Annotated in this window: 17 protein-coding genes; 6 read left to right on the top strand and 11 right to left on the bottom strand. The window is 71.3% G+C overall.

The features are described 5' to 3' along the window. Positions 1–15 precede the first annotated feature (15 nt). Positions 16–732, top strand: a complete 717-nt coding sequence (locus Q0Z83_RS17640; RefSeq protein WP_317795035.1) for a cellulose binding domain-containing protein — start codon at positions 16–18, stop codon at positions 730–732. Here Q0Z83_RS17640 and Q0Z83_RS17635 read toward each other — a convergent pair. Next, positions 729–1217 carry a GNAT family N-acetyltransferase gene (locus Q0Z83_RS17635; RefSeq protein WP_317795034.1) on the bottom strand — a complete coding sequence of 163 codons (489 nt, stop codon included), beginning with the start codon at positions 1215–1217 and terminating at the stop codon, positions 729–731. The two genes, Q0Z83_RS17640 and Q0Z83_RS17635, sit on opposite strands and share 4 nt — an antisense overlap. A 105-nt stretch (positions 1218–1322) precedes the next feature. On the opposite strand from Q0Z83_RS17635, the gene Q0Z83_RS17630 reads away from it, so the two are divergent. Together Q0Z83_RS17630 and Q0Z83_RS17625 are read left to right on the top strand one after the other, a co-directional pair. After that, entirely contained in the window at positions 1323–2447 is a 1125-nt protein-coding gene (locus Q0Z83_RS17630) for a hypothetical protein (protein WP_317795033.1), read from the top strand. Positions 2448–2539: 92 nt separating this feature from the next. Next, positions 2540–2890: an ADP-ribosylation/crystallin J1 gene (locus tag Q0Z83_RS17625; RefSeq protein ID WP_317795032.1), complete on the top strand. Its 351-nt coding sequence runs from the start codon at positions 2540–2542 to the stop codon at positions 2888–2890. On the opposite strand, the gene Q0Z83_RS17620 is transcribed toward Q0Z83_RS17625, so the two are convergent. Then, the gene (locus Q0Z83_RS17620) at positions 2887–3840 is read right to left on the bottom strand and encodes a ketopantoate reductase family protein (protein ID WP_317795031.1); all 954 of its coding nucleotides are present in this window, start codon (positions 3838–3840) and stop codon (positions 2887–2889) included. The genes Q0Z83_RS17625 and Q0Z83_RS17620 overlap by 4 nt on opposite strands. A gap of 76 nt (positions 3841–3916) precedes the next feature. Between Q0Z83_RS17620 and Q0Z83_RS17615 the strand changes: the two genes are divergently transcribed. The 3 genes from Q0Z83_RS17615 to Q0Z83_RS17605 are packed head-to-tail and all read left to right on the top strand — an operon-like array spanning position 3917 to position 5153. Then, on the top strand, positions 3917–4483 hold the full coding sequence (locus Q0Z83_RS17615) for a TetR/AcrR family transcriptional regulator (RefSeq protein WP_317795030.1): 567 nt from the start codon (positions 3917–3919) through the stop codon (positions 4481–4483). 48 nt (positions 4484–4531) lie between these two features. After that, the gene (locus Q0Z83_RS17610) at positions 4532–4831 is read left to right on the top strand and encodes a methyltransferase domain-containing protein (RefSeq protein ID WP_317795029.1); all 300 of its coding nucleotides are present in this window, start codon (positions 4532–4534) and stop codon (positions 4829–4831) included. Beyond that, positions 4779–5153 carry a class I SAM-dependent methyltransferase gene (locus Q0Z83_RS17605; protein ID WP_317795028.1) on the top strand — a complete coding sequence of 125 codons (375 nt, stop codon included), beginning with the start codon at positions 4779–4781 and terminating at the stop codon, positions 5151–5153. Before Q0Z83_RS17610 ends, Q0Z83_RS17605 begins: the two co-directional genes overlap by 53 nt. 67 nt (positions 5154–5220) lie before the next feature. Here Q0Z83_RS17605 and Q0Z83_RS17600 read toward each other — a convergent pair whose 3' ends face one another. From Q0Z83_RS17600 to Q0Z83_RS17560, 9 genes are read right to left on the bottom strand one after another with little or no spacing between them, the layout of a single operon-like run. Next, complete coding sequence (locus Q0Z83_RS17600; protein ID WP_317795027.1) at positions 5221–5883, bottom strand: helix-turn-helix domain-containing protein; 663 nt, start codon at positions 5881–5883, stop codon at positions 5221–5223. A gap of 52 nt (positions 5884–5935) precedes the next feature. Then, positions 5936–7399 (bottom strand): benzaldehyde dehydrogenase, encoded by a 1464-nt coding sequence (locus Q0Z83_RS17595; protein ID WP_317795026.1) that lies wholly within the window; start codon positions 7397–7399, stop codon positions 5936–5938. Positions 7400–7426: 27 nt separating this feature from the next. Further along, the gene (locus Q0Z83_RS17590; RefSeq protein ID WP_317795025.1) at positions 7427–8542 is read right to left on the bottom strand and encodes an NAD(P)-dependent alcohol dehydrogenase; all 1116 of its coding nucleotides are present in this window, start codon (positions 8540–8542) and stop codon (positions 7427–7429) included. After that, on the bottom strand, positions 8539–9840 hold the full coding sequence (locus Q0Z83_RS17585) for an amidase (RefSeq protein ID WP_317795024.1): 1302 nt from the start codon (positions 9838–9840) through the stop codon (positions 8539–8541). Before Q0Z83_RS17585 ends, Q0Z83_RS17590 begins: the two co-directional genes overlap by 4 nt. Further along, the gene (locus Q0Z83_RS17580; protein WP_317795023.1) at positions 9824–10864 is read right to left on the bottom strand and encodes a branched-chain amino acid ABC transporter permease; all 1041 of its coding nucleotides are present in this window, start codon (positions 10862–10864) and stop codon (positions 9824–9826) included. The genes Q0Z83_RS17585 and Q0Z83_RS17580 overlap by 17 nt, the downstream gene beginning before the upstream one ends. Then, complete coding sequence (locus tag Q0Z83_RS17575) at positions 10861–11727, bottom strand: branched-chain amino acid ABC transporter permease (RefSeq protein WP_317795022.1); 867 nt, start codon at positions 11725–11727, stop codon at positions 10861–10863. Before Q0Z83_RS17575 ends, Q0Z83_RS17580 begins: the two co-directional genes overlap by 4 nt. 1 nt (position 11728) lies before the next feature. Then, on the bottom strand, positions 11729–12451 hold the full coding sequence (locus tag Q0Z83_RS17570) for an ABC transporter ATP-binding protein (protein WP_317795021.1): 723 nt from the start codon (positions 12449–12451) through the stop codon (positions 11729–11731). Then, positions 12448–13182 carry an ABC transporter ATP-binding protein gene (locus tag Q0Z83_RS17565; protein WP_317795020.1) on the bottom strand — a complete coding sequence of 245 codons (735 nt, stop codon included), beginning with the start codon at positions 13180–13182 and terminating at the stop codon, positions 12448–12450. Before Q0Z83_RS17565 ends, Q0Z83_RS17570 begins: the two co-directional genes overlap by 4 nt. Beyond that, positions 13182–14477, bottom strand: coding sequence for an ABC transporter substrate-binding protein (locus tag Q0Z83_RS17560; protein ID WP_317795019.1), 1296 nt, complete (start codon positions 14475–14477; stop codon positions 13182–13184). The genes Q0Z83_RS17565 and Q0Z83_RS17560 overlap by 1 nt, the downstream gene beginning before the upstream one ends. Position 14478 lies beyond the last annotated feature (1 nt).

Here is a 14478-nt window from a genome sequence, read left to right as displayed (position 1 = left end):
TCCCGGCGGTCGCCGATGGACGTCGTCCGTGACACCGCCTGGCGGATCGCCACCGCCGCCCTCACCAGCCCGTCACCCGAACCCCGCGTCCGTACCGCCCGAACCCCGCGCGAACGATCCACAGCCGGCCGGTTCATGCTGGTCTTCGGCGCGCTGGCCGCCGTGGCACTCACCGCGCTGCTGGTCGTCATGCTGGTGATCCGCCCCTACCAGGAGTCGGTCAAACCCGAGGAGGCAGCCGGCCTGCCCGACCGTCCGGCCGCACCGGCCGTCCCGTCGTCGGCGGCGACCACGTCGGCGACGATCACCACCTCCCGCGCCGCCCGCCCGTCGACCTCACCCTCGCGCGCCGCGGACATCGCCGGATCACCGTCACCGTCCGCGGTCACCAGCCAGACCCCGGCGCCGCTGGCCGCCGCCTACACCACCACGCCGTACGTGATCGGCCTGCTCGGCTACCGGACCGAGGTGACGGTCACCAACCCCGGCCCGGCCACCCGCGACGGCTGGACCCTGACCGTCACCCTGCCCCGCGAAACCCTCTGGATCAACCAGGTCTCCGGCGCGACGGTCACCCAGCAGAAAGCGGTGTGGACGTTCGTCCCCGACGCGAAGACCACCGCGATCCCGGCCGGACAGCAGGTCACCATCTCGTTCGAGGTGCACGGGGCCACCCTGATCGACGCGGCCCCCACGGCCTGCCGAATCGACGACACCCCGTGCACCGGTTAGACGCCCTTCGCCATGACCACCTCACGACGGACACCGTCCGGCATCAGGTCACCGGGCTCACCGGTGTCCCGGAAACCGTTGCGCTCGTAGAGCGCCACCGCGTTCCGGTTGCCCTCCACCACGGCCAGCCGCAGCGTCCGCGCGCCGATCTGCCGCGCCCACTGCTCGACCGACGTCACGAGCAGATCACCGACCCCGCGGCCACGCCCGGCCGGCGCCACATACATCGAGATCAGCTCGACGATCTCGTCCCGGTCGGTGCGCACCCCGCTGGCCATGCCCACCGCCTGCCCGTCCAGGGTCACGACCAGGTTGTACGACCCCGGGATCGTCAGCCGGTCACGCCACCGATCCTCCCGGTCACCGTCGCCCTGCCAGTCCGCCAGCTGTGACCCGAAGGCGTAGCCGGCCTCGCTCAACGCGGCCAGCCGCAGCTCACGCCAGATCTTCCAGTCATCCGAACCCAACACCCGTGTCTCGATCACCCGTGCAGGCTCCCGCACACGTCAAACCCTGACAACTCGGTATCCCACTGAACTTCGGGACCAGCCCGGTGAGCATGCTGGATCCTGGGACCTAGGGTGGCGGGCGTGGCGAGCAAGGACGCGGCATCGATGCTGGGCCGGCTGCTGGACCGGTCGGTCGAGCGGATCGGTGCGATGGCCCGCGACGGGCGGACGTTCGACCGGAGCGAGGTCTCCCGGATCGCGGGCGCCTGGGCCGACCACACTCACGGGCTCTTCACCACGGTCGGCGCGCGGCCACGACCGGTGCGCGCACTGCGGGCACGTGCCCTGCTGCACACGATGGCCCGGGGCGACCGGGCCTGGATGATCCGCACCGCCGGGCCCGAGATCGAGCCGCTCCTCGGCCGCGGCAGCACCGGCCCCCGCCACTACCGGGGCTTCCGTGGCATCCTCCGGCCCGGCGTGATGCCGGTGGCCCCGGAGGCGCTCGCCGCCGACTACGACCTGCCGAAGTCCGAGGTGGTCTGGCTCTCGATCGAACGTACCGGCCAGGGCCTGCGGGCCAACCTCGCATTGAAGACCCCGCGACGGTACGCCCACGGCGACGCCCGTCTGCATCTCACCATCGACGGGCTGCGCGAGGCATGGTTCGACAGCAGCGACACGACCGGCGCCGACATCCGGCACCACGACGACGACCTGGAGTTCCGCCTCGGGGCCGAGGGAGTGCTGCGGGCCGGCGAGGCCACGGTCTTCCCACTCGACGACCAGTGGCACCTGTCGCGGGCCGGACGTGCCGTCGGCAGGTGGACGGTCCGCCGGATCCGCTCATCGCCAGACCCCGACGAGTGGCCGTCCGGCCCGCAGTGGGACACGGCCCTCGTGTTCCACCGGGCGATGCAGCGAATCCAGCGGGTGAACAGCACCGACCAGGTGGGCCGGGTCCCGCTCGTCGCGCTGTGCGAGGTCCTGTCCGGCGCCGGCACCCGGGTTCTCGCGGCAGAGTCCCCGGCCGCGTTCCGCCGCCTGACCGATCGTTGGAGCGACCTGCCCGCCGACGCCCCCGAGCGGCCTGGACACGTCCCGGAGTCCGCCTGGCTGACCCTGATCCTCTACACGGCGGAGTCCCGGCAGGTGACGGTCAACTACGCGGACCCCGCCGACGGCACCCCTCGGTCGGCGACGACGACCGTCCCGGGCCGTGTCCTGCTGACCGCGACGGGCGACGACCTGTCCGTCACCTCATGATGCGGCCGGACGTCCGCGACTTTCGGGACTCTCGATGTCGACCCGCCGGGTATTCGGTGGCCGTCGTGGCCCGGCTCGACGATCATGGCGCGGTGGAGAATGTCGAGACGGTGACGTTGTGGCGGCCGACGGGCCCGGCGGAGTTGGCGCTGGTCGAGGAGTCGGGCTGGCGGGCCTGGCCGCCGCGCCTGCCGGACCAGCCGATCTTCTACCCGGTGCTGAACGAGGAGTACGCCACGATGATCGCCCGGGACTGGAACGTCCCGGCCTCCGGCGTCGGTTACGTGACCCGGTTCGAGGTACGCCGCTCGTACCTGGACCGCTATGAGGTCCGGCAGGCCGGTGGCCGGACCATCCTGGAGTACTGGATCCCGGCCGAGGACCTCGACGAGTTCAACGCCAACATCATCGGCCCGATCACCGTCGTCTCGGAGTTCCGTTAGGCGGTCTTCTCGGCGGCGAAGTAGGGTTCGGCGGCCGCCAGCCGGGGGACCGGGACGTTCAGCCGGCGGGCTTCGGCCAGCGTGTCGCGGCAGACGGCCCGTAGTTCCTCGGGGTTGGCGTGGGCCTGCATCACCGTGCGCATCGGCGGGTAGTGGCCGAACATCCACGCCATCGCCGGGGCGGTCAGCCAGATCGGGGCGGTGAACGGCAGCAGTTCGGCGCGATGGTGGCGCAGGTCCACGCCGCGGGCCTCGGCGAGGGGGAGTAGTTCGCGGGTGGCGAGGATCGCCTCGCGGACGTTGCGGGAGTTGCCGGCCAGCGCGGCCAGCGAGCCCAGTCGCAGGCTCTGGGTGTGCAGGCCGGCGTTCTGGATGAAGTGGATCGCCAGCCAGCCACGGAAGTCGGTGTTCTCCCGGATCCGGAACCCGGCCTCCCGGAAGACGGCCCGCACAGCCTGCTCACGGTCGGTCAGGGGTCGGCCCAGTGTGCCGAGGAAGACCGCCGGCAGCAGCGACGCCCGGAGCACCCCGTCGTCGCCGAAACCGCCGCCCGCGCCGGGGAAGCCCCACGCCACCTGCTCGGCGGGCAGTGCCGCGACCGCGTCCGACGGCTCGACCCACAGGTTGTTGAAGACCAGCACGGTGGCCCGGCCGATCCGGGGCGCGAGGAACGACACGGCCTCGGCGAAGTTGTAGTGCTGCACGCTGACCACGATCAGGTCGAAGTCGTGGTCGGGCTCCAGGGTCTCCCGGTAGCGGACCGGCCACGACGCGGTGACCCGCTTGCCCCAGACCCGCCGCCGGGTGTCGATCAGGTCGAGTTCGATCGTGTCGCCGTACGCCGCGGCCCGCCCCGGCCGCACATAGAACTCGACGTCGTGCCCGGCCTGTTCCAGCGCCCACCCGTACGTCGCGGCGATGACGCCGCGCCCGAACATGAGAATCCGCATGCCGCACCCCTATAATCGGAAACTGTCTCCACTTCCAAAATATGGAGACAGTTTCCGTTTGTCAAAGGAGGCGCCGGTGACCACTGGCAGACCACTGCGCGCCGACGCCCGGCGCAACCGTGACGCCCTGCTCGCCAAGGCCCGCGAACTCTTCGCCGGCGGCTGTTTCGACATGCGCTTCGACGACTTCGCCAAACTGGCCGGCGTCGGCGTGGGCACCCTCTACCGGCACTTTCCCACCCGGGAGGCGCTGGCCGAGGCGGTCTACCGCGAGGAACTCACCGCGATCTGCGCCCACGGCCGCGAACTGCAGGCCACCCTGCCCGCCGCCGACGCCCTGGCCACCTTCCTGCGCGGCTTCGTCACCCACCTCTTCGCCAATGAGGGCCTGGCCCGCACCCTCGCCACCCTGATGGCCACCCACACCGGCACCCTCGCCGAGGGCGGCCGGGAGCTGAGCCAGGTCCTCGCCGACCTGCTCGCCAAGGGCGTCGACGAGGGCACCGTCCGCGCCGACATCGGCGTCGGCGCGGTGATGACGGCGCTACAGGGCATCTGCGTGGCCTGCGGCGAACCGGGCTCCCGCGCCGACGCCGACGGCACGGTCACCCTCGTGCTGGACGGTCTGCGCCACCGGGGATGAGCGGTCGGTTCAAGACCGGCGGCCGCCGCCCGACCGACACTTCGACACATGACGTACACCCCGGCCCTCGGCCGTTTCGCCCCCGCCCGCTTCTACGACCGCGTGGTCGCCCTGACCAGGGAACGGCTGTGGCGCGCCCTGACCATCGCCTATGTGGCGCCGCGACCGGGGGAGACGATCGTCGACGTCGGCTGCGGCACCGGAACGCCGGCCGACGCCCTGATCCGGGTGGAGCCGGCAGCCCACGTCGTCGGTGTCGAACCCGACCCGGTGCTCCTGGCGACGGCCCGCCGCGGTGCGTTGGGAGACCGGTCTGGGCGACGCGCTCGTACCCCTGCTGGGTCGTGAATCCGCCGACACCGTCGTCTCCACCCTGGTCCTGCACCAGTGCACCACCACGATGAAGCGGGCCATCCTCACCGCCGCCCACCAGGTGCTTCGGCCCGGCGGGCGGCTCGTGATCGCCGACTACGGCCGGCAGCGGACACCGGCGATGCGGCTCGGTTTCGGACTCGTGCAACTCGCCGACGGGCGGCGAGACACCCGCCTCAACGCGTCCGGCGGCCTGCCCGGCTTGATCGCCGAGACAGGATTTCCGGGGGTACGGGAGACCGAAATCGTGCCCACGATGACCGGATCGGTGTCGATCTACGTGGCCCACCGCGACTGAGAGCAGGATCTACGTGGCCCGTCGCGACTGAGAGCAGGATCTACGGGCCAGCGGCTGAGAACCGGTTCTACGTGGCCGGTCGTGGCGGAGAGCGCAGCGCGGCCATGGCGACGGCCGGGGTCAGGCCCATCATCTCGCGTATCTGCCGGGTCAGGTGCGCCTGGTCGGCGAACCCGGCCGTGACCGCCGCGACCGCCGCCGACTGCCCGGCCGGCATCGCCTCGGCGGCCCGGGCCAACCGCATCCACACCCGCCAGCGCGGCAGCGGCATCCCCACCTGCTGCCGGGCCAGTGCACGCAGCCGCTGCGGCGAGATCCCCACCCGACGGGCCACCTCCGGGATGCGGACATCGCCGTCCCGCAGGATCTCCAGCGCCCGAACAAGACGCGGATCCACACCGCTGGACGGTGCGGTGCTCAGGTCGTACACCCGCAGGTTGTGAAGATCGGGAGCGGCGGTGATGCCGCCGCCGCGCCGCCGGAGCCGGTCGGCGAAGGCCGCATGCGGTTCGACGAAGTAGGTGAGCAGATCCTTGACGGCGAACAGCCGATGCGGCGTCATCGGCGGCACCAGCAGCACCGGCGCCCGGTGCAGAACGCCCGCCTCGTCGGCCATCACCACGTCCCCGTGCATCGCGATGGCGATCTGGAACGCCGCGTGCCGGTGCGGGCCGCCGCTCTCGGACGGTCCCCGGTAGACGGCGTATCCGATGCCGACGGCGAAAGTCACCAGAGCACCTTAGGACCCCGGCCGAACGACCGGGGTCCCGTCGGACGCAGGCTCAGAAGGGGTAGGTCGCCGGTTCGCCGCGCATGGTGATCCAGCGGGTCTCGGTGAACGCGTCGATGTTCGCGGCCGCACCGCCGAAGCGGGAACCGGTGCCGGAGGCCCGTACCCCGCCGAACGGGGCGTTCGCCTCGTCGTTGACGGTCTGGTCGTTGATGTGCACGATGCCGGTCGGGATCTGCTCGGCGACCGCCAGCCCGCGCATCACGTCCCGGGTGACGATGCCCAGCGACAACCCGTACTCGCCGGCCGAGGCCAGTGCGATGGCGTCGTCCACGGACGACACCCGGGTGATCGGCGCGACCGGCCCGAAGATCTCCTCGGCGAACGCCGGTGCGGCCAACGGTACGTCGGCCAGGACCGTCGGCTGGTAGAACAGCTCCCGGTAGGTGCCGCCGGCCGCGATCGTGGCGCCCTGCCCGGCGCTGGCCGTGACCAGGCCGTGGATCTTGTCGCGCTGTCCCGCGTCGATGACCGGCCCGAGCGCGACCTGCTCGGTCGCCGGGTCACCGACCGGCAGTTTGCCGGCCTTGGCGGCGAGCCGATCCACGAACTCGTCGTACAACCGGTCGGCGACCAGGTGCCGGCCGGTGGTCATGCAGATCTGGCCCTGGTGGAAGAACGACCCCCAGGCGGCCAGGTTGACCGCCGCGTCTACGTCGGCGTCGTCCAGGACCAGCAGCGCCGAGTTGCCGCCGAGCTCCAGGTGGGCCCGCTTCAGATGACGGCCGGCGAGCTCACCGATGCGCCGCCCGACCGGGGTCGACCCGGTGAACGAGATGACCCGGATGTGCGGGTCGGTGATCAGCGCCTCGCCGACGTCCGGGCCGCCGGGCAGCATCTGCAGCACCCCGGCCGGCAGACCGGCCTCCTCGAAGATCCGGGCCATCAGAGTGCCGCCGGTGACCGCGGTCCGCGGATCCGGCTTCAGGATCACCGAGTTGCCCAGCGCCAGAGCGGGCGCCACCGACCGGATGCCCAGGATGATCGGCACGTTGAACGGCGAGATCACACCGACCACCCCGGCCGGGATGCGCCGGGCCATCGACAGTCGCGGCTGCTCGGACGGCAGCAGCTCACCGTGCGGTCGGCTGGGCAGCGACGCCGCCTCGTAGCATTCCTCGGCCGCGACGTGCAGCGCGAACCCGGCCATCCCGGGAACCGCGCCGACCTCGCGGACGTTCCAGCCGCTGATCTCCGCGGCGTGCTGCTGCCACAGGTCACCGGCTTTGCGCAGCACCGCGGCCCGGGCCGGGTGCGGCAGCGCCGCCCACCGCTTCTGCGCCTCGGCCGCGGACGCCCCGGCCTCGGCCACGTCCTCGGCGGTGGCCAGGCCCATCCGGCCGAGCTCGGCGCCGGTGGCCGGTTCGACGACCGGGTAGTCGCCACCCCGGCCGGCGGTCCACTCGCCGTTCTTGAAGATCTTTCCCTGCCAGTCGACGCCGTCGAGCAGTCCCACAGCGTGCCTCCCCTCTTCGTGTCCTTCTCAGTGGCTCATGCGGAGTATCGGCTTGAGGACGCCGCCGCGGTGGCTGTCCTCGAGCGCCTTGTCGATGTCTTCGAGGTCGTAGAAGCGCACCAGCCGGTCGAACGGGAACCGGCCCTGCCGGTGCAGCTCGACCAGGGTGCCGATCAGCGTCTCGCTGCGGCCGCTACCGCCGAGCACGCCGATGATGCGTTTGCCCCACAGCGTGCTCAGGTGGTCGACGCTGAACTCGGCGCCGGCGGGGGCGCCGCCGATCAGCACGCAGGTGCCGAGCATGCCGACACTGTCGACGGCCTGGCGTACGACCGGGACGACCCCGGTGCATTCGAGCGAGAAGTCGGCGGGCCCGCCGCACAGCCGGTGTACCTCGGCCACCGGATCGCCGTCGGTCGCGTCGATGGTGTCGGTGGCGCCGAGTTCGGCCGCCAGGGCCAGGCGTTGCGGGTGCCGGTCGACGGCGATGATCCGGGTGGCGGGGGACAGCCTGGCGGCCATCACCGCGGCCAGGCCGACCGCGCCGACGCCGTACACCACCAGGCTCGCGCCGGGCCCGGGCCGCAGGGTGTTCATGACCGCCCCGGCTCCGGTGGCGATTCCGCAGGCCAGCGGCCCGAGAATGTCCAACGGAGCCTCCGGCGGGACGACGACGAGCGCGTCCGCCCAGGTGAGGGCATGGGTGGCGAACGACGACTGCCCGAAGAAGTGACTATGGACAGCCACGCCGTCGGCCCGGCGTAGGGCGGTCTCGCCGGCTCGCGGGCCGAGCAGCCGCCCGCCGCCGCAGAGCGCCTCACCGAGGCGGGCGCAGTAGCGGGGTTCGCCGTCCCGGCAGTTGCGGCACGTCCCGCAGGACGGCCAGCCGATCACCACATGGTCGCCGGGCCGCACCGAGGTGACGCCCGCTCCGACCGCGATCACCTCACCGGCGCCCTCGTGGCCGAGCACACTCGGGAACGGCATCGGCAGGTCACCGTGCCTGGTGATGGCGTCGGTGTGGCAGATGCCGGTGGCGACGATCCGGACCAGCGCTTCGCCGGGGCCGGGTTCGTCGAGATCCAGGTCGGTCACCCGGAACGGGCCGTCGAGTTCGTCGACGACCGCGGCTTTCACCTTCATCGGAGTCCTTCCACGAGACGGGCGGCCCGTAGTACGAGTTCGTCGCCGAGCGGCGGGCCGGCCAGCTGCAACCCGATCGGCAGGCCGTCGGCCACACCGATCGGCAACGACAGGGCGGGCAGACCGGCCGCGTTGTACGGCGCGGTCAGGCGGGTCAGCACCATCTCGACCGGCCAGTCCCGACCGTCGACGGTCAGGGTGTGCACCCCGATCGGCGGGGCGGTCACCGCAACCGTGGCGCAGGCCAGTACGTGATGGGTGCGCAGCGCTTCGCGTAGGGCGCCGACCATCCGGTCGATCGCGGCCTCGTGCCGTTCGGCCTGCTCGGGGCTGCGCCGGGGGAGCCGCATCAGCTCGGCGAGGTCGGCCCCGAACAGGCCGGGATCCTGCTCGAAGGCCGTCCGGTGCAACGCGCCGGCCTCGTCGAGGATCCGGGCCAGCGGTGCCTCCGGCATCAGCGGTTCGTCCGGGATCACCACGTCACCGATCCGCACCCCGGCGTCTTCGAGTCGCGTCCGGGTGGTGTTCAGCGCGTCCCGGACCTCGGGCGCCAGGACCGCGTCGTGCCAGCCGCCGAGCCATCCGATCCGCAGCGGCCCGTCCGGTGGCCGCGGCGCGGGCTCGGCGACCGCGTCGGTCAGCAGGGCGGCGTCGTCGACGGTCCGGGCCAGCACACCGAGGTGGTCCAGCGACGGGGCCAGGGGCAGCACCCCGTCGAGCGGGATCCGTCCACGGCTCGGTTTGAACCCGACGCAGCCGGACAGGGCGGCCGGGATCCGTACGCTGCCAGCGGTGTCCGAACCCAGCGCCCCGAGGCTGCTGCCCGCCGCGACGGAGGCCGCCGACCCACCCGAGGACCCGCCCGGGATGTGCCCGTGCCGGTGCGGGTTGTGCGTCGGCCCGAACCACGCGCTGTCGGTACGCCCACCCCACGCCAGCTCATGCGTGGTGTGTTTGCCGAGCACCACCACACCGGCCGCACGCAGCCGGGACACCGCGGTGGCATCGCGCTGCGGCACGTGTCCGGCGAACCGCGGCGACCCGTACCCGGTCACGATCCCGGCCGTGTCGATCAGATCCTTGATCCCGATCGGCACGCCGTGCAGCGGACCACCGGCTGGCCCGAGCCGCGCCGCCTGCCGCCGCGCCTGCTCGGCGGTGACCGTGGCGTAGGCGTGCAACGTCGGTTCGGTCACCGCGATCCGTTCCAGCAGGATCTCGGTGACCTCGGCCGGACTCATCGTCCCGCCGCAGATCGCCGCGGCGGCCGCCACCGCGCTGTCAACGGGTGCCGGCATCGGACTCACGCATCCGCACGAAGTACCCCACCGGGAACAGGCTCATCCCGGTCCGATCCCGCACCAGCCCCCACAGTCCACGCGGCAGCCACAGGGCGGCCGCGATGCCGATCGCCCCGAGCACGATCAGATACCACGACCCGTAGTCGGCCAGCAGCTGCTGCAGGGCGAAGAACACCAGCGCACCCAGCAGCGGCCCCTCGATGAACCCGATACCGCCGATCACGACGATGAAGATCATGTAGGCCGACCACTGGACGCTGAAGATCGCGTCCGGGTTCACGCTCAGCGAGCTGACCGTGATCACGCCACCGGCCGCACCGCAGCCCACCGCCGAGACCAGATAGACCAGAAGCTTCGCTCGGCGTACGTCGATCCCGGCCGAACTGGCGGCGGTCTCCTCGTCGCGTACCGCCATCAGTGACAGGCCCAGCCGCCCGCGCAGCAGCAGGTAGCACCCGGCGATCGAGGCGAGCGCCAGCCCGAGCGCCACCCAGTAGGTGAGCGCCCCGCGCAGCGTCTGATCGAGACCGGACAGCCCGGTCAGGCTCTTGCCGCTGGCCCCGCCGAGACTGCTGACCCGCACCACGAGCAGCCGGTACACCTCGGCGATGACCCAGGTGCCGACCGCGAAGTAGTCGCCGCGCAGCCGGAACGCCAGCCACGAGGTCGGCACCGCGAAGACCGCGCAGGTCACCGCGGCGAGCCCGATCGCGAGGTACGGCTGCACGCCCAGGTCGGCGAAGGCGATCACGCTGTACGCGCCGATGCCGATGTACGCCTGCTGCCCGACCGAGACGAGCCCACCGAACCCGGCCAGCAGGTTCCACATGCTCGCCAGCGCGACCAGCACGAACAGGTTGACCATCGTGTCGGTGACGTCGGCGAAGACCAGGAACGGCAGACCCGCCAGCAGTACGGCCAGGGCGGCCATCACCAGCCCGGCCACCTTCGACGAGCGGGCGGCCCGGCTGACGTCGACCGCGGCCGCGGCCCGGTCGGTCACTGTTCTGGTGAGGCTCACGATTTCCGTCCCGCGATCAGGCCCTGCGGCCGGAAGGCCAGCACGGCGAGGAAGATCAGATGGCCGGCGAGCAGCGTGAGCGCCGGGTCGATCTCGGAGCCGATCGCCTGGGTGACGCCCAGGATCATGCCGCCGAGCAGGGTGCCCCACAGCGACCCGAGGCCACCGATGACCACCGCCTCGAACGCGAAGATCAGCCGGGACGGGCCGATCGACGGGTCGAACGACGACCGCATCGCGAACATCAGCCCGGCCAGCGCCACCGTCGCGAACGCGATCGCGGTGGCGATGCCGTAGATGTGCCGGCTGTCGCCGCCGACCAGGTTGGCGGTCTCCGGGTCGTCCGAGGAGGCCCGCAGCATCCGGCCCAGCCCGGTCCGGGACAGGAACAGCTGGATCCCGGTCAGCACTATTGCCGCCAGCACGAAGGTGGTCAGCGACAGGTAGCCGATCGAGATGCTGTCGGTGATCTCGAACGAGCCGGTGGTGAACGAGCCGCCGTCGAGCGTCCGGGTGTCCGCCGAGAACGTCTCCAGCAGCACGTTCTGCAGCACGATCGACAGTCCGAAGGTGACCAGCAGGGTGGCCAGCGGCCCCGACTTCAGGCTCTTCTGCAGCAGCACCCGCTGGGTCAGGTAGCCGAGCAGCGCGAACAGCGGAACCGTCACCAGCAGCACCACCCACAGCGGCAGGCCGGTGCCGCTGACCAGGGCCAGTGCCAGGAACGAGGCGACCACCGCGAGGTCGCCGTGTGCCAGGTTGACGATCCGCATCACCCCGAACATCAGCGACAGGCCGGTGGCGAACAGTGCGTAGAGCCCGCCGATCAGCAGACCCTGCAGGAGGGCGTTGAGCAGGTCCATGTCAATGCCGCCCGTCCGGTGCGTCGCCGATGCCGAAGTAGGCGTGTTCGACCTGTTCGGTGCTCAGGTCCCGGGGCCGGCCGCGCAGCACCGACCGGCCTTCGAGCAGGCAGTGCACCCGGTCGGCGACCCGCATCGCCTGCGTGACGTCCTGCTCGACGATCAGCGCGGTCGTCCCCGACCCGACGATGTCCGGCAGGACCTGGTAGATCCGCCGCACCACCACCGGCGCCAGGCCGAGCGACAGCTCGTCGATCAGCAGCAGGTCGGGGTTCGACAGCAGGGCCCGGCCGATGGCCACCGACTGCTGTTCGCCGCCGGACAGCTGCGCGGCGTTCTGCCGCCGTCGTTCGGCCATCCACGGGAACAGCTCGTAGACGCGCTGGACGGTCCACGGACCCCGACGTCTGCGGTAGGTGCCGGTCAGCAGATTCTCCTCGACCGTCAGGGACCGGAACAGTCGCCGGCCTTCGGGGACCAGGGCGACCCCGGCCGACAGCCGCTTGTGCGCCGGCATCCGGGTGATGTCGCGGTCGTGCAGGCGGATGCTGCCCGACGTCGGCGGATTCAGCCCGGCCAGCGCCCGCAGCAGCGTCGACTTCCCGGCGCCGTTCGCGCCGATCACCGCCAGCACCTCACCCTCGGCCAGGTCCAGGTCGAAGCCGTCGACCGCGCGGAGTTGCCCGTGGTGGACGGTGAGATCACGGATCGCGAGCAGGCTCATGAGACGCCCTCCGGTCCACTGCCCAGATACAGCTCCCGCACCTTCGGGTCGGCGAGCACGGCCATCGGGTCACCGTCGGCGACCACGTCACCGCCGGCCAGACAGACCATCCGGTCGACGGTCTTCACCAGCGCGTGTACGACGTGCTCGATCCAGACGATGCCGAGCCCTTCGGCGTGCAGTTGTCTGACCACGGTCACCAGTTCGGCCACCTCGGGTTCGGTGAGGCCGCCGGCGACCTCGTCGAGCAGCAACAGTCGCGGGCCGGTGCCCAGCGCGCGGGCCATCTCCAGGCGTTTGCGCTGGAGCAGGCCGAGCCGCCCGGCCGGGGTGTCTGCCAGGTCGGCCAGGCCGGTGCGGTCGAGCACGCCCATGGTGTGCCGCCACGCCTGCCGGCCCTTCAGCCCGGCTCCCTGATAGCCGCAGACCAGCACGTTCTCGAAGACGGTGAGGTGCTCGAACGGGCGCGGTACCTGGTAGGTGCGGCCGATCCCGGCGCGGGTCCGGGTGTGCGGCGCGACGCCGGTGACGTCGCGCCCGAGCAGCCACACCGCGCCGCTGTCCGGGCGCAGGTCACCGGAGATCATGGCGAACAGGCTGGATTTCCCGGCGCCGTTCGGGCCCACGATGCCCAGGACCTCACCGGCGCCGACCGACAGCGTGAGGTTCTCCGCGACGGTCACCTGGCCGAACCGTTTGGTGATGTCGTCGAGGTGCAGCAGCTGTTCCATCAGGCGTTGGTCGGGAGCAGGTCGCCGCCGATCGGGACGGCCTTGTTCGCCGAGTTGTCCACGATCACCACGTCCCAGGGGAAGGTGGTGCCCTTGCGCCACTGGCCGCCGACCGGGTGCTGGATGGCGATGCCCGGCTCCGGCCCGGCGGTGAAGTCCAGGTCACCGCTCATGCACGAGATCTTCATGGCCTTCAGCTTCGCGGCGACCTCGTCGCGGTCCTTCGGGTCGCCGGCGTCCTTGAACGCCTGGATGGCCACTTCGAACAGCGAGTAGATCGAGCCGAGCGCCTGCGTCCACTGCTTGCCGGTGGAGGCGGCGAAGTCGTCGGCGAGCTGTTTGGCCGTACGCCCGTCGAGCACTGATTTGTACGGGTGGGCCGGGCTCCACCAGATGTCGGTGGCGATGTTGTTGGTCAGCGGTCCGAGCGCCTCGGCCTCGGACGGGAACAGCATCACCTTGGCCACCGTGGCGAGCTTGGGGCGGAAGCCCTGCTGCTGGGCCTGCTTCCAGAACGTCTGGAAGTCCGGCGGGATGGGCGTACAGGTGAAGAGCTCGGCCCCGGAGTTCTTGAACTTCGCGATCTGGGTGGTGAAGTCGGTGGCACCGTTCTGGTAGGCGCCCCCGTCGACGGGCGTCCAGCCGGCCGTGGTCATCATCTGGCCCAGGCCGTTGCGGAACGCGTTGGCGTCGGTGTCGTTGGGCCACAGCGCGGCCACGTTCTTGCTGGTGACACCGGCCCGGTCCCACATCGGGAAGAAGCAGTCGGCGAACTGCTGCATGCCGAAGAAGAACAGGGTCGTGTACTTGAAACCCTCGCCGGACTTGCCGTTGCGGCCGTGGAACCAGGCCTCCCACGGTGCGATCGTGGTGACGTTCGGGATGCCGTTGGCCTCGCACTGGTCGGCGACCGGGTTGGTGGTGTCCGGGGTGGAGGAGCCGACGATCAGGTCCACCTTGTCGCTGTTGATCAGCTGCCGGGTGACCTCGGTGGCCCGGTTGGGGTTGGACTGGGTGTCCTTGACGATGATCTCGATGGTGCGTTTCTTCCCGCCGGCGGTGAAGCCGTTCTTCATCGCCTCCTGGATCTGGGCGACCACGAAGTTGTCGGCGCTGGCGAAACCGGCGAGCGGGCCGGTCTGCGGGCTGACATAGCCGATCTTGAGGACGTCGGAGTCGGAGGTGCCGGCGCCCTTGAGACCGCCGCAGGCGCCCAGCAGCGGGGTGGCGGCACCGAGACCGGCGGCTTTGATAAGGGAACGGCGGCTGAATCCGCCGGGGGGAGTCTGGCTCACG

The organism is Actinoplanes sichuanensis (genome assembly GCF_033097365.1).
GTDB classification, from domain to species: domain Bacteria; phylum Actinomycetota; class Actinomycetes; order Mycobacteriales; family Micromonosporaceae; genus Actinoplanes; species Actinoplanes sichuanensis.
This window is presented reverse-complemented; position numbering and strand designations above follow the sequence as displayed.